Genomic DNA, 24380 nt, shown 5'->3' on the forward strand with positions numbered 1-24380 from the left:
GATTTCAGCGCCCCGATCTGTTCTGGATCAACTTTTGGGAAAAATCCGAAGGACACGCCCAAAGTGGCGAAAACCTGCCTGATGCGCTGTTTAGGGCCTCAGGGGATGAGTCTCTTGCTCATCAGTATCTCGCCTTCGCGTGGCTGAAAACGGGCGCGGGCGTAAAGGCGCTGTGCCTGCTCATTGGCCTGATCGACGGTGAGGTGCAGCGCCGTGATCCCGGCTTCGGCCAGGGTTTTGGGCAATTCTGTCAGCACTTCGGTGGCAATGCCGCGGCCGCGCACGGCGGGGCGGATGTAGATCTCATCCACCATGCCGTCCATGCCGCCAAAGGCGACTGACCAACTGAAGGTGACCACGATATAGCCGATCGGTGCACGGGTGGGGCCGATGATATAGACTGCGCCATAAGGCATGCCCTCCAGCAGCGGCGCGATGCCCGCCTCGCGCTGCTCGGCGTTACTGTCGCGGCCGATCTCCTCGTGGCAGGCAGCAACCAGCGGCAGCAGCTTGCCCAGATGCTCGGGCTTGGCAAGATGCAGGGCGGCGCTCATAGCCGGGCCAGACGGTCGGTGATCAGGGCGAAAAAGCCGTCCGCGTCCACATCCCCCATGAACATGGCATTGGGCGCGTGGTCGGTGACGCCCCACCAGTCGGCGACGGTCATGCCAAGGGTCAGCTCCGATCCGGTTTCGACCTGAACGTTCACGTGACGACCTGAAAAGAGATCAGGTTGCAGCAGATGTGCGATGACGCAGGGATCGTGCAGCGGCCCGCCTTCGGAGCCGTATTTGGCCACATCAAACCGTTCAAAGAAATCCAGCATATCGGCGGTGAAATGACCGGCGCGAGTATCCAAAGCGCGAATCGCAGCGACCCGGGGCCGGGTTGCCAGCGCCTTGTGGGTGACATCCAGCGGCATCACAACCAGCGGCACGCCGGAGGTAAAGACGGTCTCGGCTGCCTCGGGGTCGACGTAGATGTTGAATTCGGCGGCGGGGGTGACATTGCCGACTTCGAAATAGGCGCCGCCCATCAGCACGATTTCCTGCACCCGGTCGATGATGTCGGGTGCCTTTTTGAAGGCCGTGGCGATATTGGTCAGCGGACCCAGCGGGCAAAGGGTGACCGAGCCGGGGGCATGGCGACGCAGGTTGTGGATGATAAAATCCACCGCATGCCCGTCGGTCAGCGGCAGTTGGGGCTCCCACAGCTCGGGGCCATCAAGACCGGTCTTGCCGTGCACATGTTCCGCCGTCACCAGCGGCCGGGCCAGCGGCGCGTCGCAGCCTGCCAGTACCGGCACATCGCTGCGCCCGGCGACTTCGCAGATCATGCGGGCGTTCTTCTGCGTGAGCGACAGCGGCACGTTGCCAGCGACGCAGGTGATGCCAAGCACCTCCAGCTCGTCGGGGCTGGCCAGCGCCAGCAGCAGGGCAACGGCATCGTCCTGGCCGGGATCCGTGTCGATGATGATCTTGCGTGCGGTCATGAAAGGTCTTTCTGTATCTCTTTTGGTCACGGTCAGGTGGCTTTGGCGCGCTGGGCTTCCTTTTCGGCATCCCACAGGGCGTCCATCTCTTCAAGCGTGCTGTCCTCGGGGCGTTTGCCCAGATCGGCAAGGCGCGCTTCGACGCCTTCGAACCGGCGGATGAATTTTGCGTTGGCGCGGCGCAGGGCGGCCTCGGGCTCCACCCCCAGATGGCGGCCCAGATTGGCCATCACGAACATCAGATCGCCGAATTCCTCTTCCACCGCGTCCTGTGTCAGCTCGTCTCGCGCCTCCACCAGTTCGGCGGCCTCTTCCTGGATCTTGTCGATCACGTGGCTGGCATCGGGCCAGTCGAACCCCACCCGGGCGGCGCGTTTTTGCAGCTTATGCGCCCGCAGCAGTGCGGGTAGACCGACGGCGACGCCATCCAGCGTGCCCTGTTGCGCCTTGCCCGCGCGTTCTGCGGCCTTGATCGCCTCCCAGTCGCGGGTCTGCTGCTCGGGGGATTTATCACGCGATTCGTCACCAAAGACATGCGGATGGCGGCTGACCATCTTGTTCGACATGGTGGTGACCACGTCCTGAAAGGTGAAATGCCCGGCTTCCTCGGCCATCTGCGCGTGAAAGACGGATTGGAACAGCAGATCGCCCAGCTCTCCCTTCAGCTCATCCCAGGCTTCGCGCTCGATCGCATCGGCGACCTCATAGGCCTCTTCGATGGTATAGGGCGCGATGGTGGCGAAATCCTGCGCCACATCCCAGGGGCAGCCCGTTTTGGGATTCCGCAGGGCGCGCATGATTTCCAAAAGTCGTTCGATTCCGGCGGTTTCGTCGTGGATGAGCTCTGTATCGGCCATTGCAGCTGCCTATTGATCGGTGTCAGATGCATCATCCCGAGTCTGACCAAGGAGTCCACCCCATGCCGGTCGTCAACCGCATCGCCGATTTTGCCACTGATATGACCGCATGGCGGCGCCATCTGCACCAGATCCCGGAGCTGGCGCTGGATCTGCCCAAGACCGCCGCATTCGTGGCCGAGCGCCTGCGCGAATTCGGTGTGGATGAGCTGCACGAGGGCATCGCTCAGACCGGCATGGTGGCGATCATCAACGGTCAGGGGCATGACGCGCCGGATGCGCCGACGATTGGCCTGCGCGCCGATATGGATGCACTGCCCATCCCCGAGGAAACCGGCGTCGAATACGTCTCGGGCCACGCGGGCAACATGCACGCCTGCGGCCATGACGGACACACCACCATGCTGCTGGGCGCAGCGAAATACCTCGCCGAGACGCGTAATTTCAGTGGCCGCGTCGCGCTGATCTTCCAACCCGCCGAAGAGGCCATCGGCGGTGCCCGTATCATGGTAGAAGAAGGCGTGATGGAGCAATTCAACATCGGCGAGGTCTACGCGCTGCACAATCTGCCGGGGCTGGCCGAGGGCAGTTTCCTGACCACGCCGGGGCCGATCATGGCGGCGGTGGATACCTTCCATGTGCGTATTCAGGGGGTTGGCGGGCACGGCGCCATGCCGCACGAGACCCGCGATCCGGTGATGGCGGCCTGCGGCATTGCCCAGGCGATACAGACCATCGTCAGCCGTAATCACTATGCGCTTCAGGATCTGGTGGTCTCGGTCACCCAGATCCATACCGGCACCGTCGACAACGTCATTCCCGACACGGCCTATATCAACGGCACCGTCCGCACCTTTGATCCGGAAGTGCAGGACATGGTGATGCGCCGCATGGAGGAGATCGTGGCGGGGCAGGCGGTCTCTTACGGCGTCGAAGCGACGCTGGATTACGAGGTCGGCTATCCCGCGACCATCAACGATGCGGACAAGGCGGATTTTGCTGTCGGCGTCGCGCGCGAAATCGTCGGCGAGGACCGGGTTGTCCCCGATGCCACCCGCGACATGGGGGCCGAGGATTTCTCTTACATGCTGAACGCGCGCCCCGGCGCCTATCTGTATATCGGCCAGGGCGATACCGCCGGGCTGCACCACCCCAAGTATGACTTTAATGATGCCATCGCGCCGGTCGGGGCGTCCTTTTTCGCCCGTCTGGTGGAGCGCGCACAACCCGCAGCGTGACCGGCTTGCAAGGGCGGGTATTCATACCACCCTCAGCAGGTGACAACATAGTTTCAGTCGGGTATTCCCGGCTGAAACGGGGTTAACAACTTGTAACGGGGCAGGCCGATGGCATTGGAAGACGCAAAGACCCAGGTGGATCAGGCTTTCACCCGCGAAGACCTGAAGGGGCTCAGCTATGAGAACACCTTTGGCGGGGCACCGTCCTTTGCGCGCCGCCGCTACACCAAGGATCTGAGCGGCGCCGATATCGCGGTTACCGGCGTGCCCTTTGATCAGGCGGTGACCAACCGCCCCGGCACCCGGCTGGGCCCGCGCGCGATCCGCGAGGCGAGCCTCTTGCAAAGTCCCGATGCCCCCTATGGCTGGGGCTTTGATCCCCTCAGCGAACTGGCGATTGCGGATTACGGCGATCTGGCCTTTGACTATGCCAACGTCCCGGCCTTTCCCGGCACCCTGCAGGCCCATATCAAGGGCATTCTCGACAGCGACACCGCTTCGGTCACGCTGGGCGGCGATCACTACATCAGCTTTCCCATCCTGAAAGCCTATGCCGAGAAATACGGCCCGATCTCGCTGTTGCAGTTTGATGCCCATACCGACACTTGGGCTGATGATGATTTCTCGCGCGTGGATCACGGCACCATGTTCTATAAGGCGGTGAAGTCGGGGATCGTGGACCCTGCGACCTCGGTTCAGGTGGGCATCCGCACCACCAACGAGGACACGCTGGGCGTCAATATCATCGATGCCCCCACCGTGCATGAGATCGGCCCGGCAGAGACTGCCCGCCGCATCAAGGACATCCTCGGCGACCGGCCCACCTATCTGACCTTTGACATCGACGGGCTGGACCCGGCTTATGCGCCCGGTACCGGCACTCCGGTCTGGGGCGGGCTGACCTCGGCGCAGGTGGCGCGGATCCTGCGTGATATCGCCGGGATCAACATCAAGGGCGGCGATGTGGTGGAGGTTTCGCCTCCGTTCGATACCACCGGCGCGACGGCGATTGCGGGGGCTCATGTGGCGATGGAAATCATCTGCCTTCTGGGCTGGAATATGACAAAGAAGAATGGCTGAGCAGAGAATGGCAGAGTTCAATCAACCCATCAGTGGCAACGATCTGGCGCGGTTCTCCGGGCCCAATACCTTTATGCGGCTGCCGCAAGCGACCTCGCTGACAGGGCTGGACGTGGCGGTGCTGGGCATTCCGATGGACATCGGCACCTCCTGGCGCTCGGGCACCCGGTTTGGCCCGAAACAAATCCGCTCCGAAAGCGCGATGCTGCGGCCCTATAACATGGCCACCGGCGCGGCGCCCTTTGACAGCCTGAACATCGCCGATATCGGCGATCTGGCGATCAATACCTTTTCGCTGAAGGATTCGCTGCGCATCATCCAGGACAGCTATGCGGCGATCCTGTCGGGCTCGGCCATTCCGGTGGCCATGGGCGGTGATCATTCCATCACCCTGCCGATCCTGCGCGCCATCGCCGCGAAATATGGCCCCGTGGCGCTGGTTCATGTGGATGCCCACGCCGACGTCAACGACGAGATGTTCGGCGAAAAGGAAACCCATGGCACCGTCTTCCGCCGCGCCTATGAAGAAGGGCTGGTCGTTCCCGACAAGACCTATCAGATCGGCATTCGCGGCACTGGCTATTCGGCACAGGATTTTGCCGAGGCGCAGTCCTGGGGCTTCCAGCATTTCCCGGCGCAGGAGCTGTGGGGGCGGCAGCTGCACAATATGGGTGCGGAAATTCGTCGCGATATCGGCAATAGGCCGGTCTACGTGACCTATGATATCGATAGTCTTGACCCGGCTTATGCGCCGGGCACCGGCACGCCTGAAATCGGCGGGCTGACGACACCGCAGGCGCTGGAGCTGATCCGATCCCTGAAGGGGCTCAATATCGTGGGCTGCGATCTGGTCGAGGTGTCGCCGCCCTATGATGCATCGGGCAACACGGCGCTGACAGCGGCGAACCTGCTGTACGAATTGATGTGCGTGCTGCCGGGTGTGAAGACGAAATAGGCAACCTCAGCCGCGGCGCAGGGCACCGCGGTCTGCGGTGACAGCAGACGGGGCGGGGGGAGACCAGATGGGACGTGTTATGCTGCTTGGGTGGATCGTTCTTGCTGCTGTCGTTGTGGTTCTTGGCTTCATCCGGCTGGCGCCCTCTGATCCCTTGGACTGGAACACCCAGCCGGAACTGTCCGAGGACAAGGAATTTCGCGGTGGTATCTTCCGGGTGGTGAACACAGGCCCGGACGGGCTGCGCCGGTTCGACCGTATCGCCGGGCAGGCGCCGCGCACGCAATTGCTCGCTGGCTCGGTCGAGGACCAGATGGTGACCTATGTGACCCGGACCAAGCTGTTCGGATTTCCCGATTACACCACGGCCCGGCAGGATGGGGAGCTCCTGAAGGTCTACGCTCGGCTGCGCTTTGGCCGCTCCGATCTGGGCAGCAACAAGGCCCGCATCGACAATTGGTTGTCGCAGATGGAGATGGCGGGCGACACTGCTGCGGTGGACTAAGAAACTCGCCGCTTTTTCAACCGGCAGCGATGCTCAACAAGTAGGGGGAGGCGCTCCCGCCCGTCGCAGGCGCATTGTAGAATGCGTGGCTCCCGTTGGGCCGGGCGCCGCACCAAGGTGCGGCGTGCGCGCGGTTTGGCTGGTCTTGCGCCTAAAGCCTTGGCAGCGGGTGCGCTGTTTCGGTTTGCGGCAACTGCGCGCCGTTCAGCGCGGCCGAAGGGCAGGCCGACTGGACCTCGCGCCACATGGGTACGTTCAGGGACATCTGGCATTGCGCCATGAAGCTGCGCCCATCGACCGAGAGACAGCGAAACTCGCCTAGCTCGACTCGGCTGCCGGATTTGTCGGTGCAATAGCAATCGAGCACCTTGCCGCCCGGACCGGTGACATCCGCATGCAGGGGCAGGGCGGTGCCGATCAGCGCGGTTGCGATAAGGAGACTGGTATAATGCATGCCCCTAGCATATCACAGGGCGCGGCCCGCGCCAAAGCGCCCCGGCGGCCCATGGCCCGTATGACAAGAACAAAATAGGCGTTCCCGATGGTACCCGAAGATCGGCTGGAGCAGATCCTGCAACGGTTTCAATACCTTGAAGCGGCGATGGCAGATGGTGCCAGCGGCGGCGATATTGCGACCCTGGCCAAGGAATATTCCGATCTGAAGCCGGTGGTTGAGCAGGTGCAGGCCTATCGCAAACTGGTGGCGGATCTGGCCGAGGCCGAAGCCATGCTGGCCGATCCCGATATGAAGGAACTGGCCGAAGAGGAAATCCCGGCGCTGAAGGCGGCGCTGCCCGAAGCGGAACATCAGCTGCAGCTGTCGCTGCTGCCCAAGGACAAGGCTGACGCGCGGCCCGCGATCCTGGAAATCCGTCCCGGCACCGGCGGCGACGAGGCGGCGCTATTTGCGGGGGATCTTCTCCGCATGTATCAGCGCTATGCCGAGGCGCGCGGCTGGAAGTTCGAGATCCTGGAAGAACAGGCCACCGAACTGGGGGGCATCAAGGAAGTCGTGGCCCATATTAAGGGCGAGAATGTCTTTGCCCGGCTGAAGTATGAATCCGGCGTGCACCGAGTACAGCGGGTTCCCGTCACCGAATCCGGAGGTCGTATTCATACTTCGGCGGCCACCGTCGCGGTCCTGCCCGAAGCCGAGGACGTCGACATCAAAATTGATGCGAACGATCTGCGTATCGACACCATGCGGTCCTCTGGCGCGGGGGGGCAGCACGTCAACACCACGGATTCTGCGGTGCGGATCACCCACTTGCCGACCGGCACGGTTGTCACCAGCTCGGAAAAATCCCAGCACCGCAACCGCGAGATTGCCATGCAGGTGCTGCGCACGCGGCTTTATGATCTGGAGCGCCAGCGCATCGACAGCGAGCGTTCGGAAAGCCGCGCCAGCCAGGTCGGCTCGGGCGATCGCTCGGAGCGGATACGGACCTATAATTTCCCCCAGGGGCGGATGTCGGATCACCGGATCAACCTGACGCTCTATAAGCTGGATCAGATCATGCAGGGCGATCTGGATGAGATCATCGACGCGCTGACGGCGGATGATCAGGCGCGTCTTCTGGCCGAACTGGGGCAGTGACGTGACGCATTCGGGAAATACCGCAGCGCAGGCCATGGCTGCCGCAGCATCGCGGCTGCGGGCGGCCGGGGTGCCTGATCCTGCACGCGATGCACGGGTTCTTTTGGCGCATGCCGCGCGAATCGAAGCGAGTCGTGTTACACTGATCGCACCGGAAGAGCTGTCTTCTGAGATCGCCGACCGGTATGAGCAACTTGTGGCCCTGCGCGCCGTGCGCGTTCCTGTGTCGCATCTAATCGGCGAGCGGGAGTTCTACGGTCGCCGTTTCAAGGTCTCGGGCGAGGTTTTGGACCCGCGCCCGGAAACCGAAACCCTGATCGAAGCCGCGCTGTCGCGTCCGTTCAAGCGGGTGCTGGATCTGGGCACCGGGTCGGGCTGCATTCTGGTGACGCTGCTCGCCGAACAGCCGGATGCCTCTGGGCTTGGCGTCGATCTCAGCGAGGCGGCCTGCCTGCAGGCCAGCGCCAACGCGGTGCTGCACCGGGTGGCGGAGCGCGCCGATATCCGCCAGTCGGATTGGTTGCAAAACGTGAGCGGGACATTCGATCTGATCGTTTCCAACCCGCCCTATATCGCCCGGTCTGAAATGGAGGCGTTGGACCCCGAGGTTCTTGACCATGAACCGCAGATGGCCCTGACCGATGGCGGCGATGGTTTGGGCGCCTATCGCAGTATTCTGGCCGGTGTCATGCAGCATCTTGTGCCGGGGGGGCGGCTGCTCGTCGAAATCGGCCCAAGTCAGGGCGCGGATGTCGCGGATCTGTTCCGCGCGGCAGGGCTGGAGGAGGTTCAGGTTCTTCCCGATCTTGATGGACGGGACCGGGTTGTTTGCGGGAATGCGCCTGCCTAGGCCGGATCGAATGGGAAAATTCGCACTTTAGAAAGAAAAAAGGTCGAAAAAGAAGCTGTGCCTCTTGTATGGGGGCGCTTAAAGTGGTTACTCAAACTGTCGCACAAAGGTGAGGGCGTTTTTCCTCCCGGCGACATCAAGCCCAAAAATGTCGATGACCCGGCGCTGAGGCGCGCTCGATTGGGTCTACGACGCTTACAATCAAGGCTGACGTTAGGCATATGAGATCGTCAAAATCACGTTCGCGTTCCAAGTCGAACCGAAATCGCCCTGCAAATGGCGCCAATGTTGTCAATCGTGTCTTTGACAGCTCTGGACCCGAGGGCAAGGTGCGCGGAACTCCGCAGCAGATCATAGACAAGTACAACCAGCTGGCTCGCGATGCGCAGCTGAGCAATGACCGCGTTGCGGCTGAAAACTTTCAGCAGCATGCCGAGCATTACCTGCGCCTTCTGAACGAAGCGCAGCGGGAAATCGACGCGCGCCGTGAAGAGCAGGAGCGGCAGAACCGTGAACGCCAGGCCGAACGTGATCGCGAACGCGCCGAGCGGATGGAGCGTCAGGAACGCGAAGCGGCTCAGGCAAAACCCGCAGCCGATCCCGCCGATGCGCCGCAGCCCGAAGTGATCGACCCGCGCGAAGCTGGCGGTCAGGATCAGGACAGCGGTCTGGTTGAGACACCGGAAAGCGCGAGTTCCGAGGCTGCGCCGAAGAAATCTGCGCCGCGCAAACCCCGCGCGCCGCGCAAGCCCGCCGCCAAGAAGGCGCCCGAAGGGGCACAAGGCGAGGTCGCAGAACCGGCCGCAGCGGAAGGCAAAGAGGATGAGGCCAAGAAACCGGCCAAGAAGCCCACGCGCAGCCGCTCAAAGCCCAAACCGTCAGAAGACACTCCGGAAGCAGCTGAGTAAGGGCTGCAATGGGATTGGGGCAGATATGTCCCGTTCCTGCGTCCACCCTGTGGTTCAGGTCTTTCGCGAACGAAATAGAGAACCCCAGTCGCCGATGGCGGGCCGGGGTTTTCTTTTGCTCCGGGCAACAGGTCTGGAGCACCGTCAAATGAGCGCGTTGCCGCAGGGGCGGCGTCTTACGCGACTGGCTTCAGGCTGCGGGCCAGCGCGCAGAAGGCTTCCAGGCTGACCTGCTCGGCGCGTTCGGTTGGAGGGATGCCCGCTGCCTCCAGGTGTGCTTCGATATCCGGGGACACCCCTTTAAGGCTTGCACGCAGCATTTTTCGGCGCTGGTTGAAGGCCGCAGCCACAACACGCGACAGGGTCGCCGCATCCGCCGGGTAGCGCGGTTCGGGTAGCGCCTCCAGATGTACCACGGCGCTGCTCACCTTCGGCGGCGGGGTAAAGGCGCCTGGCGGCAGCGACAGTACGATCTGCGCCTTGGCGCGCCACTGCGCCAGAATGGCAAGCCGCCCATAGGCCTTGGAGCCGGGCTGCGCCACGATGCGTTCGGCCACCTCGCGCTGGAACATCAGCGTCAGGCTTTGCCAGAACGGCGGCCAGTCTTTTGGCGTCAGCCAGCGCACCAGCAATTCGGTACCGACGTTGTAGGGCAGGTTGGCTACCACCCGCACCGGCGGCGTCAGGTATTGCAGCGGGTCAATCTCAAGCGCGTCGCCATTGATCACCTGCAAACGGTCCGGATAGGCGTCTGCGATCTCCTCCAGCACCGGCAGGCAGCGGCTGTCCTTTTCCACCGCCAGCACCCGGCGCGCGCCCTCGGCCAGAAGGCCACGGGTCAGGCCACCGGGACCGGGCCCGATCTCAAGCACATCACAACCAGTAAGGTCGCCGGCCTGGCGGGCGATCTTTGCTGTCAGGTTGAGATCCAGCAGAAAGTTCTGGCCCAGCGATTTGCGGGCGGACAGCTGATGCGTCGCGATGACCTCGCGCAGGGGGGGGAGGGTGTCGATCTGGCTCATCCCCTTCCTATGCGGCGAAATACCGGGCCAAGGCAAGGGGCTGCAGGCGTAAAAGGGTGGCGAGGGGTAGGATCAGTCAGAGGTCGCCAAGGCCATGCGCTGCGCCATTTTCAGCGCTTCGATCATGCTCGACGGGTTCGCCTGACCGGTCCCCGCGATATCAAAGGCGGTGCCATGATCCGGAGAGGTGCGGATGAAGGGCAAGCCAAGGGTGACGTTGACGCCGCGGTCGAAATCCAGCGTCTTGATCGGGATCAGCGCCTGATCGTGATACATGCAGACCGCCGCATCATAGCGGGCGCGGGCGGCAGCATGAAACATCGTATCCGCCGGAAGCGGCCCGGTCAGAGACATGTCCGGCGATTGCAGCTCGGCGATCAGCGGAGCGATCCACTCCAGCTCCTCGCGGCCCATGGCGCCGCCTTCACCTGCATGCGGGTTGAGCCCGGCAACAGCGATGCGCGGCTTGGAAATGCCGAACTGACGCCGCAGGCCCTCGGCGGTGATGGCGATGGTTTCGCGCAGCAGATCCGGCGTCAGGGCGCGGGGCACCTTAGAAAGGGCAATATGGATGGTTGTCGGCACCACCCTCAGCTGGTCGCTCGCCAGCATCATCACCACCCTGTCGCGCCCTGCCAAATGGGCCAGGAATTCGGTGTGGCCGGGATAGGCAAAGCTCGCGCCGTCGATCAGCGCCTTCTTGTGAATGGGGGCGGTGCAGACGGCCGAGGCCTCGCCTGCGCGCACCAGCGATACGGCGGTTTCTATTGCGGCGATCACACCGGATGCATTGCGTGGGTCCGGTGTTCCGGTATTGGCGTCCCCGGCAAAGGGCACCTTCAGCACCGGCAGCGCCTGCGGGCAGATCGCTGCGGCATCCTGCGGCTGCGCAACCTCCTGATAAGGCGTGCCTGCAGGAAGGTGGCGCGGATCGCCGAGCCACAGCATGGGACAGCTGGTCCGCAGCTCAGCCCAAGCCTTGGCCGCGATTTCAGGGCCGATACCGGCCGGTTCGCCGCAGCTGATCGCGACGGGGCGCGTATGGGTCATTTTTCTTTGATCTGGGCGTCGGCGCGCAGCTGTTCCAGATAACTTTCGGACAGGGAATCAACCCGCTGCGCGGTCAGGGCATTGGCGACGGTTTCGCGGCTTTCACCTTCGCCGAGTTCGGCGGTGCGTCCGCACAAGCGCAGCAGAACCAAGGTGTTGCCGTTGTTGCGCGTCACTGCGGTCGAGGTTTCGCCGGGATCGAGTTTCGCAAGCTCGATCGCAATGTCGCGGTCAATCTCTGCCGGGGGCAGGCTGACACGATCCAGAACCGAAGGATCCTGACCCTTTGCCACCCCATAAAGATCGTCGCAGGTATCTGTCTGGGAGATGATGCTTTGCGCCTTAGCCAATGTCTCGGCACTGCGCCCTCCGGGCAGGTAATAGGCGGCGTAATCGATCGCGGCATAGCGTTGCGCACGTCCTGTGACCTCGCGCAGATCGCGCATCTGGAACAGGGCAACCGCGCCTTGCAGCGGCAGCGGGTCGGTCACCTCGCCGGGGCTGAGGGCCAGTACGACCTCTTGCAGCTGGGGCGGCAGTTTGGTGATCGGCATCCAGTTCAGCTGGCCACCACGTTCGCGGCTTTGGGCAGCGGAATACTGGCTGGCGGCGGCGGAAAAGGAATCATAGCTGCGCAATTGCGAGACCTGACGCGCCAGATCCTCGACCTGTGCGGCGTTTTGTTCGTTGATCGGCAGGATCAGCTCGGACAGAAGAACCTGAACGCTGCCGGAGCCAGCCTGACCCATGGCGCGGTCGATCTCTGCCTCGGTCGGGCGGGCGCGTGACAGGAAGCGGGCACCGACCAGATCACGCCAGCCCAGCCCGACGCGGGAGAAATCGCGCACGGTTTCCGGGTCGACGCCGCTTTCCTGCAGCGCCGACAGGAATTCGTTCAGCGACAGGTTGGCGCGCCCAGCCAGTTCAGTCATGCCTGCGGTGATCTCTTCTTCGCTGGGCTCAATACCAGCCTCAGCCATGGCCGCCAGTTTCAGGCGGTCATTGATCAGCTCCTTGCGGGCCGCCTTCATCAGGTCGCCCGGAACCCGCAGCACCCCCATGAAACGGGCGCGCTGTTCGAGTTCGTAATATGTAATGACTGAGTCATCGACCGTGATGGCAGGCGAGAACAACCCCTGCGCGGCGCCAGGCACCGGCGTCAGAAGAACGGCGCAGAGCGTCAGGGCCGTGGCCGACTTGGCCGCAAACCGCAGGCCGCGATGGATCAGGGAGGCCGGAGTCCGGAGGGTCAGGTATTGCTGCATGATCGCCTGTACTTTTTGTTGCCGCTGTTCACGGAGAACCCGTTCAACGCGATGGTAAACCCAAAATCGGTCGAAGGCTCAACACTTGTTGTAGATGTATAACGCCGGTTGAGCGAAACGTCGACGGTGACGCATTCATTGCTGTAGGCAAGGCCGATACCTGCCCGCGTGGCCTGTGCATCAGAGATGTCATAGCGCAGGTTGGCGCTGGCGCGCCAGGCCGGTGAAATCTCGTAGGAGCCGTCGAACCACATTTCCGAGGTCTCTTCGCTGCGCCCTTCGGCCGGGTCGGTGCCAAGCCACAGGTAGGTGCCCGACAACGACCCCTTTTCGTGGCGCCAATCGCCGCGGAATTCCGCCTTGGAAAAGTTCAGCGACCCGTTCAGTAGGCCGCGCGTGGTTAGCGACAGATCCTGGCTCAGCTTCAGCTGCCCTGCCATCAGGATATCTGAGGTGGTGCCGCCGAGGCCCGAGCTTTTGGTGAAGCGGGTGTCGGCATCCTGCCGGAAGATTTGTCCGACGGTGGCAAAGGCCTGCCATCCATTGACCGCGTAATGCGCCCAGTTGACCCCGTAGACCAGGGTCAGCCCGTCTTCGCGGGCATCGACAGCGGGGAAGCGAGACAGGGCCAGAAGATTGCCCTGATCGAATTCGACAAAGCCGCTTTCGTCGCCGGGCACCGCATCGCCGGTGACATCGCTCCAGCCCAGCTGGACGATGGGCTCCAGATAGCTGCGGTTGCCGGTGGCGCTGACCTTGCTCATCGGCAGGCGCAGGGTCAGGGCGCTGCGCGGCGTCAGCCGGGTTGCGGTGTTGTCAAACTTGGCGTCGTTGTAGATCGAAAACGCATCTGTCGCAGCGCCGGCCTGCCACTCGGCCACCAGGCCACTCGCGAAATGCCATTGACGGCGCCAGTCGATATCGGCGGTCACACGGGCAATGTCCCGGCCCAGCGGCAAGGCGCCGGTGCTGGTCTGATCCGACTGTCGGCGATGACCATGGGCTTCCAGCGTCAGACGCATTTCGCCACCGATGGCCTGCGGAAAATAGCGGCGCTGGAAGCTTACATCGGCGATGGCCGAGGGGATGAAATCCTGCTGTTCGCTGTCGCGCAGGGTCTTGTAGTGAAAAAGACCGGTCCGGAACATCATGTCACGCTGTGCCTTGGTCAGGGTCAGTTCCGAGCGCAGACGGTCCAGATCGTCGAGGCCGTAATCGGCAAGATAGGCGTCATCCGAGACGGTTTTTATGTCAAAGCCAAGGCGGACGTCGTGGGGTAGATCGAAACTGCCGGTCCCGAAGAAGTAACCGCGACTGTCGCCGGGTTGCAGATCATCCCGAGTATGGGCGCCCTCAAAGGTGATCGTACCGGTGCGGAAGGCCTGGCGGTAACGCGCCTCCAATGTGCGCGTCTTGCGCGAGACATAGGGCGATAGCGTCAGGTCCTTGTGGTCGCCGAGACGGAAAAAATAGGGGACCTTGAGGCCGGAGCCGAGGTTCGAGGTGGTCCGTACCGACGGGATCAGGAAACCGGTTGCCCGCTTCAGCGTCGGGTCGGGCAGGCGTATGCCAGGGAAATAGAACACCGGCACATCCAGAACCCGCAGCTGGGCGTTCTCGAAGTAGAGCTGCCGTTCGAGCTGGTCATGGGTCACGCGTTCAGCCCGGATCTGCCAGAGCGGCGGGCTTCCGTCCTCGCAGACGTGACAAGAAGTGACGGCTGTCTTGTAAAGCTGCGTATAGCGTCCGCTGACCCGGGTCATCTGCAGGGACGCCAGCTGCAATTGTTGCTGGAACACCATGCGCGCACTGCTCAGCAGGCCATTGCGCAGGTCCCGGTCCATTTCTGCGGCATTGGCAAGAATGACGATCTCGCCGCCCTGATCAATCCGGATCGGGCCTTCGATTTCCAGCGTGCCGGTGCTTTGGTCATAGGTGATCTTTTGTGCCTTGAGGCGGAGGTCACCCTGAAAGGCCTCGACATGGCCGCTGGCAACCAGCGTCCGGTCTGGCGCGATGAATACCCGGTCTGCAACCAGCATTGCAGGCTGTCGCGGCGCGGCAGCGGCATTGGTGTCCTGCGCTTGCACGGGGACGGTCAGGCCCAGCCACGGCAGCAGCACGGAAAGCAAAAGGGTGCGGCGCATATTAACCGTCCTCGGCATGCAAAAGCAGGCCCATAGTCAGCAGAATCGCGGCGACCGGTGGAGCCCAAGCGGCCAAGGCCACCGGAATCTGGCCGTTCTCGCCAAGAACCTGCGCAAAGTTTCGTATGAAATGAAGGCCAAAGCCCAGCACGACGGCCGTGAGGACCGCCAGACCTGTGCCGCCAAAGCGGGCATGGCGCATGGTGAAGGCCGCCCCGACAAGCACCATGGCCACCAAAAACAGCGGTCGGGCCAGTTCGACCTGATACCATACCTCGTAGCGTTTGGTGGAAAATCCGGCCTCGGCCAGATCGCGGATGGTGGCGGGCAGGTCATAAACGGAAATCCCGTCAGCGGTGCCCAGCGTGTCGCGGATGCGGTCGGTGGTCAGGGTGGTCGGTACCAGCAGCACCTCATGCTCGGCCGAGCTGGTTTCGGGGTTCAGGCCGACGGCCAGAGGCCAGACCTTGGCCTTGGTCAGCAGCCAGTCGCCGCCCTGCAGCCGGGCGCTTTCGGCGACGATCTGACGGATTGGTGTGCCGCCGGGGGCGTAGTCGAGAATGGTGATGTCGAACAGTTTGATACTGTCGGCATCGCCGTTTTCCAGGCTGGAGTCTTGCTGCTCGCCCGCGTAGCCCGACGCGTGAATCACCGATTGCCCCTGCGGGCTACCCTGACGTAGCCACAGCCCCTCGCCGGACAGCGACAGCGCCGAGGGGCCGCCGTTGCGATAGGTTTCCGAAAGGGTTTTGAAACGGTTGGTCGTCGCCGCAACGATGGGGTTCAGGGTGCTGAGGGCCAGAATGCCGATCAGCGCGGCTACCAGAACCGGCGCGGCCAGCGCCCGAATGCCAGAGCGACCGATGGCTCTGGTCACCACCAGCTCACTGCTGCGCGCGAGCCCAACGAACAGCACGATGGTGCTGAGGATCATGATCAGCGGTAGAAACTCATCAAAGGCCGCGGGCGCATTCAACAGGGTTAGCCCGATCAGCTTTCCCGCGTTGAGGTTCAGACTGTCAAAACGGCGGAACTGCTCGCTGAGGTCTATCAGCACCACCAGCGTCATCAGAACGCCGGCGATGACTAGGAACCACTGCGCAAACCTGCGGGCATAATAGAGGTCAAGTTTCACGCCAGCTGATCCCCCGTTTCTGTCCGTCGCCGTCTGCGTAGCAGGCCGGGATGGCTGGCCAGATGCAGAAACAGCAGAGCAATCGCAAGGCCGCTCAGCGCGGGGAGATAAATCAGCGGCCAAAGATCGGGGTTCTTCAGAACGGGTTCCGAGACGATACCACGCAGGCCCTCGACCCCGATCAGCAACACGAAGGCCATCAACGCCTGCCGCCAGACCCCAAAGCGCGAAAATGTGCCCAGCATCAGCGCGGAAAACCCGATCAGGGCGACGGTGACGCAGATCAGAGCCCGGGCAAACCGCAGATGCAGCTCTTCGGTCAGGGCGCCACGCGAATAACCGTCACTGGCCTTGATCGCCTCCTGCGCGGTCATGAGTTCCAGGCTGGGAATGGCCCGGATGTTGCGCGTCGCTTGTCCCGCCTTTTGCGTCAGTGAGCTGATATCGTAGGAAAAGTCAGAAAAGACGGTGGTCGACATCGTCTGGGTCTTGTGATCCAGCCGCTGCGCCATGCCATCCACCATGATGAGATGGGCCTTGTCGCCATCGCGCACCAGAAAGGCGCGGGCGCCTGTGTAGGTGACCGATTGCTCTGGATCGCGCCGGTCCGAAAGGAACACGTCGTTGAGAGTGCCGTCAGGGTCGATTTGCCGGATGTAGAAGGTGACCCCCTTGGCTGGGTGCAGGAATTTGCCTTCGGTCAGCAGGCGGGCTGTGACATTGCGCGACACCTCCCGTTCGCGCAGCGCAAGCTGGTTGATCGAGGACGGCAACAGGAAATGCGTCAGCACTGACATCATCAGCGCGGTAATGATGCCAAAAGCCAGCGCCGGGCGGGCCATTTGCCAAGGGCTGGTTCCCGTCGCGCGCAGCACCGTCAGCTCGCTTTCATTGTGCAGCCGGTTGGTCACCCAGACCGAGGCGGCAAAGGCGGCGACTGGCAGCACCATGCGGATCAGATTCGGCAGCGTCAGGGCGGTGAATTCCAGGAAGACCAGCGCCGATTGCCCGTCTCCGATCAGCCGGTCGAACAGCACCACGGCCCGGTTCACCCAGAACACAGCTACAAGGATGAGCGCAAAGAAGCCGAAGAACAGCAGGTATTGCGACAGCACATATCTGTCGTAGCGTGACACCTGATCCCCCCAGATCTTGCGGTTGTGATTGCGCCGCAGCTTAAAGGATTTGTCCGGCGGGGAAAACTGCAATCTGCACAGCCGACAGGCAATGATCAAAGCCGGGCGCGGCGTGCAATCCGCAGGGCTGGTCAAGCCGTCAAGCACAGGGTAGCTGTTGCAAAACCATGTAAAAGACCGACAGGAGCCCATGCGATGAGCACTCTGACCCCGATCCGTTTTGATGACTATGATCCCAAGACCCTGGCCGAAATGACTGGCCATGTCGCGGTTCTGGTGACGCCGGAGGGGACAATGGATCAGGCGGCGCGTACCGCCAACCGTCTGGGCAAGGGAGGCATTGCCCGGCTGATCGAATCGGATGGGTTCAAAAAGGCAAAAACCGGCTCGGTGATCACCATGGCCTGGCCTGCTAGCCTCGCCGCTGAGGCTCTGCATGTACTGGTGCTGCCCAAACGCGCCAGCCAGACCGAGGCCCGAAAGGCCGGCGCTGAACTGGCAAAACGCGCAGGCGGCAAGGCGCTTACCGTGATGGCGGGACCGATGCCTCGGGCGGCAGATCTGGCGCTGGGGCTGGCCCTGCGGGCCTATGGGTTTGATCAGCACAAGACCGCTGCCGATGAGGCACCGAAGGGGGAAGTGGTGATCGCGCATAAATCACCGGAGGAGATGGCGACGGCTTTCGCTCCGCTCCTGGCGGTGGCTGAAGGCGTGCATATGACCCGCGATCTAATCAACGAGCCGGCGAACGTGCTGACCACCACCGAGTTCGCGCGCCGGATCGAAGAGCTTTCCGATATCGGTCTTGAGGTCGAAATCCTCGACGAGGCAGCGCTTGCAGAGCTGGGCATGCATTGCCTTCTGTCGGTGGGGCAGGGATCGGACAGCCCGTCCAAAGTCGCCGTCATGCAATGGCAGGGCGGCCCGAGCGATGCCGCGCCGCTGGCGCTAGTGGGCAAGGGGGTTGTGTTTGACACTGGTGGTATCTCGCTGAAACCGGCTGTGGGCATGGAAGACATGACCATGGATATGGGCGGCGCCGGTGTTGTGACCGGTACCATGAAGGCGCTGGCCCTGCGCAAGGCAAAGGCCAATGTCGTGGGTCTGGTTGGTCTGGTCGAGAATATGCCATCGGGCAACGCCACCCGGCCCGGCGATGTGGTGAAGACGATGAAGGGCGACACGGTTGAGGTCATCAATACCGATGCCGAAGGTCGTCTGGTTCTGTGCGATGTACTCTGGTACGCGCAGGAGCGGTTCAAACCGGCGGGGGTGATCGATCTGGCCACCCTGACGGGGGCGATCATCATCGGTCTTGGCCACGAAAACGCTGGCGTCTTCTCCAATGATGACAGCCTGTGCAATGGTTTCCTGAAATCCGCCGCAGCCGAGGATGAAGGCGCATGGCGTCTGCCTCTGGGGCAAGCCTATGATGATCAGCTGAAATCGCGCATTGCCGATATGAAAAACGTCGGCGGCCGTCCTGCAGGTTCGATCACCGCCGCTCAGTTCCTGCAACGGTTCATTCAGGACGGCATGCCGTGGATCCATCTGGATATCGCGGGCGTCGCCTCGGTTAAGACCGAAACCGCCTATGCACCCAAAGGGGCGACGGGCTGGGGCGTCATGGCGCTGAACCGGCTGGTGCAGGATCGGTTCGAGGCCGAATGACACAGCCATGGGGGCCGCCTATTTCTATCATCTGACGCGCAGGCCACTGCAGGATACGCTGCCCGTGCTGCTGGATAAGGCGCGCGGCGCAGGCTGGCGTATTGCTGTGCGGGGCCAAAGCCCGGATCGCATGGCCTGGCTGGATGAACGCCTGTGGCTTGGGGGCGATGACGCCTTCCTGCCGCACGGGCTGGCGGGCGGTCCGCATGATGCGTTGCAGCCTATCCTGCTGACCACCGAAGCCGAGGCGGCAAACACGCCCAGCTGCGTCATGGCGGTGGATGGGGCAGCGGTTTCACCAGAAGAGGTGCAGGCGCTGGAGCGCGTCTGTATCCTGTTTGATGGTACCGACCCCGAGGCGGTGCAGCATGCCCGCGTGCAGTGGAAAACCCTGACCGATGCAGGCTGTTCGGCGCAATACTGGTCCGAAGAAAGCGGGCGCTGGGAAAAGAAGGCTGAGAAGTGATACTTTCCCGCCGGAGCGCCGGGATCTAGGAAGCGCGGGACTGTTTGTCCTTGGTCCAGAGCAGGAAGTCGGAGTGCACTGTCACTTCGGCAAAATGGGGCTTGGGTTTACCAAAGAGGTAGCCCTGCAGATAGGTGACGCCGATGGCGTGCAGCAGGCGGGCCTGTTCAACGGTTTCCACCCCTTCGGCCACGGTATGCACACCGAACCGTTCAGCAATCATGACGCTGCCTTCGATGATGGCGCAGCGTTGATCGTCGATCTGCTGAACAAAGGATTTGTCGATCTTAAGCGCCGAAATCGGCATTTCGTGCAAGCGTGACAGCGAGGAATAGCCGGTGCCGAAATCGTCGATGTGTACTTCGATGCCCTTGGCGTGCAGTGAATTTAGAACCGCGATGATCTGGTTTTGATTCCGGGCGTCAAAAATCGTTTCTGTCACCTCAAGGATCAGCGACCGGGCGGACAGGCCGTATTTTTCAAGGTAACCCAGAATGAAGTCTGCGAACCCGGGCACAACCAGCTGCCGCAGCGAGATATTGAGCGCCAGTTTCACATGTGAATCGCGTCCAAGTTCTTCGGTGTAGGTCGAGAGTGCCGTATCCAGCACATATTCGCCGATGCGGACGATCTCGCCGATGTCTTCGGCGATGGGAATAAACTCTTCCGGGCTGACACGGCCAAGGATCGGATTGTCCCAGCGCAGCAGAACCTCGTAGGAATGCAACGAGAAATCATCCGCATGCACGAGCGGTTGAAAGGCCAGGTGCATTTCATTGGCAGGCACCGCGTGTTTCAGGCGCTGGGCAATGATCAGGTGGCGCTCTTTTTCTTCAACCAGCTCTTTGGAGAACAGCAGCGTGTTGCCGCGTCCGGTCCGCTTGATCTCTCCGGCGGCCAGATCCGCAGATCTGATCGCCTCGCTGACGGCGACCGGACGGGGGCGCGAGACGGCGAGACCGGCGCTGAACCCCACGGTGACCTCCTGGCTAGAGAAGATGATGGGCTTTTCGATAATGGCGCGCAGTTGTTCGGTGAATTCATAGCCGATGTCGATGCAGCGCTCTTCAGGCACGGCAACCAATCCTACGAATTCGTCTCCGCCCCAACGGCAGAAGGCCGCGTGTTCCGGCGCGGCGTCAGCCAGACGTTCGCCGATTTCTGCAAGGGCGCAGTCCCCGGTGGCATGGCCCATGCCGTCGTTGATCTGCTTGAACCGGTCCAGATCGATGAAGATCACCACAAATGCATATCCGTCAGGGATATTGGGTTGCTGATCCTCCACCCATTGAATGATGCCACGGCGATTATACAGCTGGGTCAAGCTGTCATGTTCCGCCAGCCGTTTCAGGTCTCGGGTGCGTTTCTTGACCCGGTCTTCCAGCGTTGCATTGAGTTCGGTCAGGGCTTCCTGCTGGACGCGCAGGTCCTGGACCAGTTCGTGATTGCGCAGTTGCAGACGGATCGAATGGCGTAGGATATTGTAGTTGCGTTGGTGTGTGACCAACATGACGGCCATGAAGACGGCAACCAAAGTGGCGAGAGCGAATTCCGGCACAGGCTGCAGGCACAGTTCAGCGATGATCAGCGTCAGCAGGGTGGCAATATAGATACGGCCCGTGTTTGCCACCGGCGCGAGCACCCCGGTCGCCCCGGAGGCCATGGCAGAGACGACGATGACGGTGAAATACTTCAGGTCCTGATTGCCGCTTTGCAGGGCAGCATGCAGCAGGCCCCCCCAGATCAGACTGCCAAGAAATGTGCCGAGGAAATAACGCCGACTGGCACCGACTGCCAGAGATGAGCCAGGATCGGTTTCCTGCGACAGGTGCCTTTCGTCCCGCGCTGCCAGGATCGTCCGGCCAATGGACAACGTCAGCAGACAGGCGGTCAGAGTATCGACCAAGGTACTGCCTTGCCCCGTGTACTGGAACTGGGCGTAGACGCCCAGGACGCAAGCGACGTTCACGAAGAGATTGGACAGATGGTTGCGATAGGCGTGCTTAAGGAGGCTCAGCCCGATCCGCTGTTCCTGCGCTTGACAGTCCCTTTCGGCTCCGGCGGCTCCACCGTCTCCTTCTGGGCTATGTTGCGGAAACTGTTCCGTCACCTCGTCCAACCTTCGCACTGCGCCTTGGCAGATCCTGCCTTGCGCCGGACAATTCCGGACCTGTTACGTCCTGAACCGCCTCCTGTGACCAGCCCGCGTCAATACTGCTTGGCACGGGCCATACCAATGTCTTGCTAAGTGTCGGGGGTTACTTTTGTGTTTATATTCAGCAATTCATATACGGGGCAGAGCGCAGGCTCCGCATCTGACGTGACGGCACTTGCGCGCCGCTCCCCGGGAGCGGCGCGCAAGCGCGCTAAATTGGTCGCTATCAGCCGTAGTGGGCGACGGGCGTACCGGCAATTGCCGCCATGTTCAAAAGCCCCCGTGCGGTGATCGACGGGCTGACGATATTGGCGCGGTTGCCCATGCCCATCAGGATGGGGCCGACCTCCAGCCCGTCCGAGCGCATTTTCAGGATGTTGCGCACGCCACTGGCTGCATCCGCATGGGCAAAGACCAGCACATTGGCGGCGCCTTCCAGCCGGGAATTGGGGAAGATCCGCCCGCGCAACTCAGGATCCAGCGCGGTGTCGATGTTCATTTCGCCTTCGTAGATGAAATCGCGTGGCTTATCGTCCAGAATGTCTATGGCGTCGCGCAGCCGGGCACCGGTGTCGCAATCGATATTGCCGAACTGAGATTGCGAGCACAGGGCAATTTTGGGCTCCAGACCAAAGCGGCGCACGTGGCGGGCGGCGCCCATCACGGTCTGGGCGATCTGCTCAGGCGTGGGTTCGATCCGCACCTGGGTATCGGCGATGAACAGCGGGCCGTCCTCAAGGATCATCATCGACAGGGCGCCGTGGGGCGCATAGGTGCCGCCGCCCAGAACCTGGGTCACATAGTTAAGGTGCCAGCGGTATTCGCCAAAGGTGCCGCAGATCAGGCTGTCCGCCTCGCCGCGGTGCACCATGATGGCGCCGATGGCCGTGGTATTGGTGCGCATGATCGCCTTGGCCAGATCCGGGGTCACGCCCTTGCGCTGCATCAGCTTGTGATAGCTGTTCCAGTAATCGTAATAGCGCGGATCGTTCTCCGGGTTGACGATCTGGAAATCGCTGCCGGGTCGGATGCGCAGGCCCATCTTCTCGCAGCGTGCCTCGATCACATCGGGGCGGCCGATCAGGATCGGGGTTTCGGTGGTCTCTTCCAGCACCTCCTGCGCGGCGCGCAGCACCCGTTCATCCTCGCCCTCGGCAAAGACGATGCGGCGGGCGGCAGCGCGGGCGGCTTCGAACACCGGTTTCATCAACAGCGCCGATTTGAAAACGGTCTGGTTCAGTTGGGCGCGATAGGCGGTCAGATCCGCGATCGGGCGGGTGGCAACGCCACTTTTCATGGCGGCGCTGGCCACGGCAGAGGAGACAACCCCCACAAGGCGCGGATCAAAGGGTTTCGGGATCAGGTAGTCGGCGCCGAATGTCAGTTGTTCGCTCTGATAGGCCGCCGCCGCCTCGGCCGAGGTGGTCCGGCGCGCCAGTTCCGCGATGCCTTCGACGCAAGCGATCTGCATTTCGTCGTTGATCTCGGTCGCGCCGACGTCCAGCGCGCCGCGGAAGATGAACGGGAAACACAGGACGTTGTTGACCTGATTGGGGAAATCGCTGCGCCCGGTGGCGATGATGGCATCGGGGGCAACCTTGCGGGCCTCATCGGGCATGATTTCCGGCGTCGGGTTGGCAAGGGCAAAGATGATCGGTCGCTTGGCCATCTGGGCGACGTGATCCGGTTTCAAAACATTGGGACCGGAGAGGCCGAGGAACAGATCGGCGCCGTCGATCACATCCTCCAGTGTGCGCAGATCGGTTTTCTGGGCAAAGGCGGCTTTCATCGGGTTCATGTCTTCGGTGCGGCCTTCGTAGACCAGACCATGAAGGTCACAGAGCCAGATGTTTTCCCGTTTGACGCCCAGTTTCATCAGCATGTTGAGACAGGCAATGCCCGCTGCGCCGCCGCCGGTCGAGACGACCTTGATGTCCTCAAAGGATTTCTTGGCCACATGCAGCGCGTTGCGGGCGGCGGCTCCCACCACGATGGCGGTGCCGTGCTGGTCGTCGTGGAACACCGGAATGCCCATTCGCTCGCGGCAGATCTTCTCGACGATGAAGCAATCGGGCGCCTTGATGTCTTCTAGGTTGATGGCGCCGAATGTCGGTTCCAGCGCGCAGACCAGATCGGCCAGCTTCTCCGGATCGCTTTCGTTCAGCTCCAGGTCGAAACAGTCGATGCCCGCGAAATTTTTGAACAGGACCGCCTTGCCTTCCATCACCGGTTTCGAAGCGAGCGGGCCTATATTGCCCAGCCCCAGAACCGCGGTGCCGTTGGTGACAACCGCCACCAGGTTGCCGCGCGAGGTATAGCGCGCGGCGGTGCCTGCCTCTGCTTTGATCTCAAGGCAGGCCTCGGCGACGCCGGGGGAGTAGGCCCGCGCCAGATCGCGGCCATTGGCCATCGGTTTGGTCGCACGGATCTCCAGCTTACCGGGGCGGGGGAATTCGTGATAGCGCAGCGCGGCGTCGCGCAGGTTCGGGGTATCGGACATGGGGCCCTCCAAGACTGATAGTTTAGCGTTAAACTATATTGCGCCGGAGGGGAACAGGGTTTTCGGGGCGGTCTCGGCGGCGGGCGGATCCTTGCATATTTTATCCAATCGGATCACTCTGCCGGGCAGAACCGCACCGACCGTCTGAGGGAGAAGAGAGATGGCCGAGACCATCGCAGAAATGCGCCTGCCCACGCAGGAGCTACGCGACGATATTCCGTTTTATACTAGGGTCTGTGGACATTCAGGATTCCCAAGCTGGCTGAAATCTGATTCAAGCTTCCAAAATGGAGGTTTGAATGAACGAAGAGCGGTTTGTGTTGACAGATGAGGTCTGGGTCCGCCTTGCGC

General features: G+C 62.2%; 22 protein-coding genes. 10 read left to right on the forward strand and 12 right to left on the reverse strand.

Features of this window, described 5'->3' with window-relative positions; all coding sequences use genetic code 11:
• Nucleotides 1-98 precede the first annotated feature (98 nt).
• From AAFO90_RS11595 to mazG, 3 genes are read right to left on the reverse strand one after another with little or no spacing between them, the layout of a single operon-like run.
• Nucleotides 99-554, reverse strand: coding sequence for a GNAT family N-acetyltransferase (locus tag AAFO90_RS11595; RefSeq protein WP_347509521.1), 456 nt, complete (start codon nucleotides 552-554; stop codon nucleotides 99-101).
• On the reverse strand, nucleotides 551-1492 hold the full coding sequence (locus AAFO90_RS11600) for a nucleoside hydrolase (RefSeq protein WP_065273265.1): 942 nt from the start codon (nucleotides 1490-1492) through the stop codon (nucleotides 551-553). Before AAFO90_RS11600 ends, AAFO90_RS11595 begins: the two co-directional genes overlap by 4 nt.
• Nucleotides 1493-1524: 32 nt before the next feature.
• Nucleotides 1525-2349: a nucleoside triphosphate pyrophosphohydrolase gene (mazG, locus tag AAFO90_RS11605; protein ID WP_065273266.1), complete on the reverse strand. Its 825-nt coding sequence runs from the start codon at nucleotides 2347-2349 to the stop codon at nucleotides 1525-1527.
• A 62-nt stretch (nucleotides 2350-2411) separates the two neighbouring features.
• On the opposite strand from mazG, the gene AAFO90_RS11610 reads away from it, so the two are divergent.
• The 4 genes from AAFO90_RS11610 to AAFO90_RS11625 all read left to right on the forward strand — a co-directional run bounded on the left by AAFO90_RS11610 (nucleotide 2412) and on the right by AAFO90_RS11625 (nucleotide 6127).
• Entirely contained in the window at nucleotides 2412-3587 is a 1176-nt protein-coding gene (locus tag AAFO90_RS11610) for a M20 aminoacylase family protein (RefSeq protein WP_065273267.1), read from the forward strand.
• A 108-nt stretch (nucleotides 3588-3695) separates the two neighbouring features.
• Complete coding sequence (gene speB / locus AAFO90_RS11615; RefSeq protein ID WP_347509522.1) at nucleotides 3696-4667, forward strand: agmatinase; 972 nt, start codon at nucleotides 3696-3698, stop codon at nucleotides 4665-4667.
• Nucleotides 4668-4674: 7 nt separating this feature from the next.
• Nucleotides 4675-5622: an agmatinase gene (speB, locus tag AAFO90_RS11620; protein WP_274828932.1), complete on the forward strand. Its 948-nt coding sequence runs from the start codon at nucleotides 4675-4677 to the stop codon at nucleotides 5620-5622.
• A gap of 67 nt (nucleotides 5623-5689) precedes the next feature.
• Nucleotides 5690-6127: a DUF1499 domain-containing protein gene (locus AAFO90_RS11625; RefSeq protein ID WP_065273270.1), complete on the forward strand. Its 438-nt coding sequence runs from the start codon at nucleotides 5690-5692 to the stop codon at nucleotides 6125-6127.
• Nucleotides 6128-6278: 151 nt separating this feature from the next.
• On the opposite strand, the gene AAFO90_RS11630 is transcribed toward AAFO90_RS11625, so the two are convergent.
• Nucleotides 6279-6581: a hypothetical protein gene (locus tag AAFO90_RS11630; RefSeq protein ID WP_347509523.1), complete on the reverse strand. Its 303-nt coding sequence runs from the start codon at nucleotides 6579-6581 to the stop codon at nucleotides 6279-6281.
• 87 nt (nucleotides 6582-6668) lie between these two features.
• On the opposite strand from AAFO90_RS11630, the gene prfA reads away from it, so the two are divergent.
• The 3 genes from prfA (at nucleotide 6669) to AAFO90_RS11645 (ending at nucleotide 9482) form a co-directional block, all read left to right on the forward strand.
• On the forward strand, nucleotides 6669-7724 hold the full coding sequence (gene prfA / locus AAFO90_RS11635) for a peptide chain release factor 1 (RefSeq protein ID WP_065273272.1): 1056 nt from the start codon (nucleotides 6669-6671) through the stop codon (nucleotides 7722-7724).
• 34 nt (nucleotides 7725-7758) lie between these two features.
• Nucleotides 7759-8574: a peptide chain release factor N(5)-glutamine methyltransferase gene (prmC, locus tag AAFO90_RS11640; RefSeq protein ID WP_347509533.1), complete on the forward strand. Its 816-nt coding sequence runs from the start codon at nucleotides 7759-7761 to the stop codon at nucleotides 8572-8574.
• Between the two features lie 221 nt (nucleotides 8575-8795).
• A complete protein-coding gene (locus AAFO90_RS11645) occupies nucleotides 8796-9482 on the forward strand; it encodes a DUF4167 domain-containing protein (protein WP_274828494.1) in 687 nt (228 codons plus the stop codon).
• A gap of 176 nt (nucleotides 9483-9658) precedes the next feature.
• Here AAFO90_RS11645 and rsmA read toward each other — a convergent pair whose 3' ends face one another.
• From rsmA to lptF, 6 genes are all read right to left on the reverse strand, one after another.
• Nucleotides 9659-10504, reverse strand: a complete 846-nt coding sequence (gene rsmA, locus AAFO90_RS11650) for a 16S rRNA (adenine(1518)-N(6)/adenine(1519)-N(6))-dimethyltransferase RsmA (protein ID WP_274833728.1) — start codon at nucleotides 10502-10504, stop codon at nucleotides 9659-9661.
• Between the two features lie 72 nt (nucleotides 10505-10576).
• The gene (pdxA, locus tag AAFO90_RS11655) at nucleotides 10577-11554 is read right to left on the reverse strand and encodes a 4-hydroxythreonine-4-phosphate dehydrogenase PdxA (RefSeq protein WP_347509524.1); all 978 of its coding nucleotides are present in this window, start codon (nucleotides 11552-11554) and stop codon (nucleotides 10577-10579) included.
• The gene (locus tag AAFO90_RS11660; protein WP_065273277.1) at nucleotides 11551-12819 is read right to left on the reverse strand and encodes a peptidylprolyl isomerase; all 1269 of its coding nucleotides are present in this window, start codon (nucleotides 12817-12819) and stop codon (nucleotides 11551-11553) included. The genes pdxA and AAFO90_RS11660 overlap by 4 nt, the downstream gene beginning before the upstream one ends.
• A complete protein-coding gene (lptD, locus tag AAFO90_RS11665) occupies nucleotides 12804-14966 on the reverse strand; it encodes an LPS assembly protein LptD (protein WP_347509525.1) in 2163 nt (720 codons plus the stop codon). The genes AAFO90_RS11660 and lptD overlap by 16 nt, the downstream gene beginning before the upstream one ends.
• Before the next feature lies 1 nt (nucleotide 14967).
• Nucleotides 14968-16101, reverse strand: a complete 1134-nt coding sequence (gene lptG / locus AAFO90_RS11670) for an LPS export ABC transporter permease LptG (protein WP_347509526.1) — start codon at nucleotides 16099-16101, stop codon at nucleotides 14968-14970.
• On the reverse strand, nucleotides 16098-17237 hold the full coding sequence (gene lptF, locus AAFO90_RS11675; protein ID WP_347509534.1) for an LPS export ABC transporter permease LptF: 1140 nt from the start codon (nucleotides 17235-17237) through the stop codon (nucleotides 16098-16100). Before lptF ends, lptG begins: the two co-directional genes overlap by 4 nt.
• Nucleotides 17238-17432: 195 nt before the next feature.
• On the opposite strand from lptF, the gene AAFO90_RS11680 reads away from it, so the two are divergent.
• Both AAFO90_RS11680 and AAFO90_RS11685 read left to right on the forward strand, forming a co-directional pair.
• Nucleotides 17433-18908, forward strand: a complete 1476-nt coding sequence (locus AAFO90_RS11680; RefSeq protein WP_347509527.1) for a leucyl aminopeptidase — start codon at nucleotides 17433-17435, stop codon at nucleotides 18906-18908.
• Nucleotides 18909-18915: 7 nt separating this feature from the next.
• The gene (locus tag AAFO90_RS11685) at nucleotides 18916-19374 is read left to right on the forward strand and encodes a DNA polymerase III subunit chi (RefSeq protein WP_065273281.1); all 459 of its coding nucleotides are present in this window, start codon (nucleotides 18916-18918) and stop codon (nucleotides 19372-19374) included.
• Between the two features lie 25 nt (nucleotides 19375-19399).
• On the opposite strand, the gene AAFO90_RS11690 is transcribed toward AAFO90_RS11685, so the two are convergent.
• Nucleotides 19400-21484 carry an EAL domain-containing protein gene (locus tag AAFO90_RS11690; protein WP_347509528.1) on the reverse strand — a complete coding sequence of 695 codons (2085 nt, stop codon included), beginning with the start codon at nucleotides 21482-21484 and terminating at the stop codon, nucleotides 19400-19402.
• Between the two features lie 271 nt (nucleotides 21485-21755).
• Nucleotides 21756-24029: an NADP-dependent malic enzyme gene (locus AAFO90_RS11695; RefSeq protein WP_347509529.1), complete on the reverse strand. Its 2274-nt coding sequence runs from the start codon at nucleotides 24027-24029 to the stop codon at nucleotides 21756-21758.
• A 160-nt stretch (nucleotides 24030-24189) separates the two neighbouring features.
• On the opposite strand from AAFO90_RS11695, the gene AAFO90_RS11700 reads away from it, so the two are divergent.
• Nucleotides 24190-24360 carry a hypothetical protein gene (locus AAFO90_RS11700; RefSeq protein WP_347509530.1) on the forward strand — a complete coding sequence of 57 codons (171 nt, stop codon included), beginning with the start codon at nucleotides 24190-24192 and terminating at the stop codon, nucleotides 24358-24360.
• The last annotated feature ends 20 nt before the right edge of the window (nucleotides 24361-24380 follow it).

The organism is Phaeobacter sp. CAU 1743, from assembly GCF_039839315.1.
Lineage (GTDB): Bacteria > Pseudomonadota > Alphaproteobacteria > Rhodobacterales > Rhodobacteraceae > Phycobacter > Phycobacter gallaeciensis_A.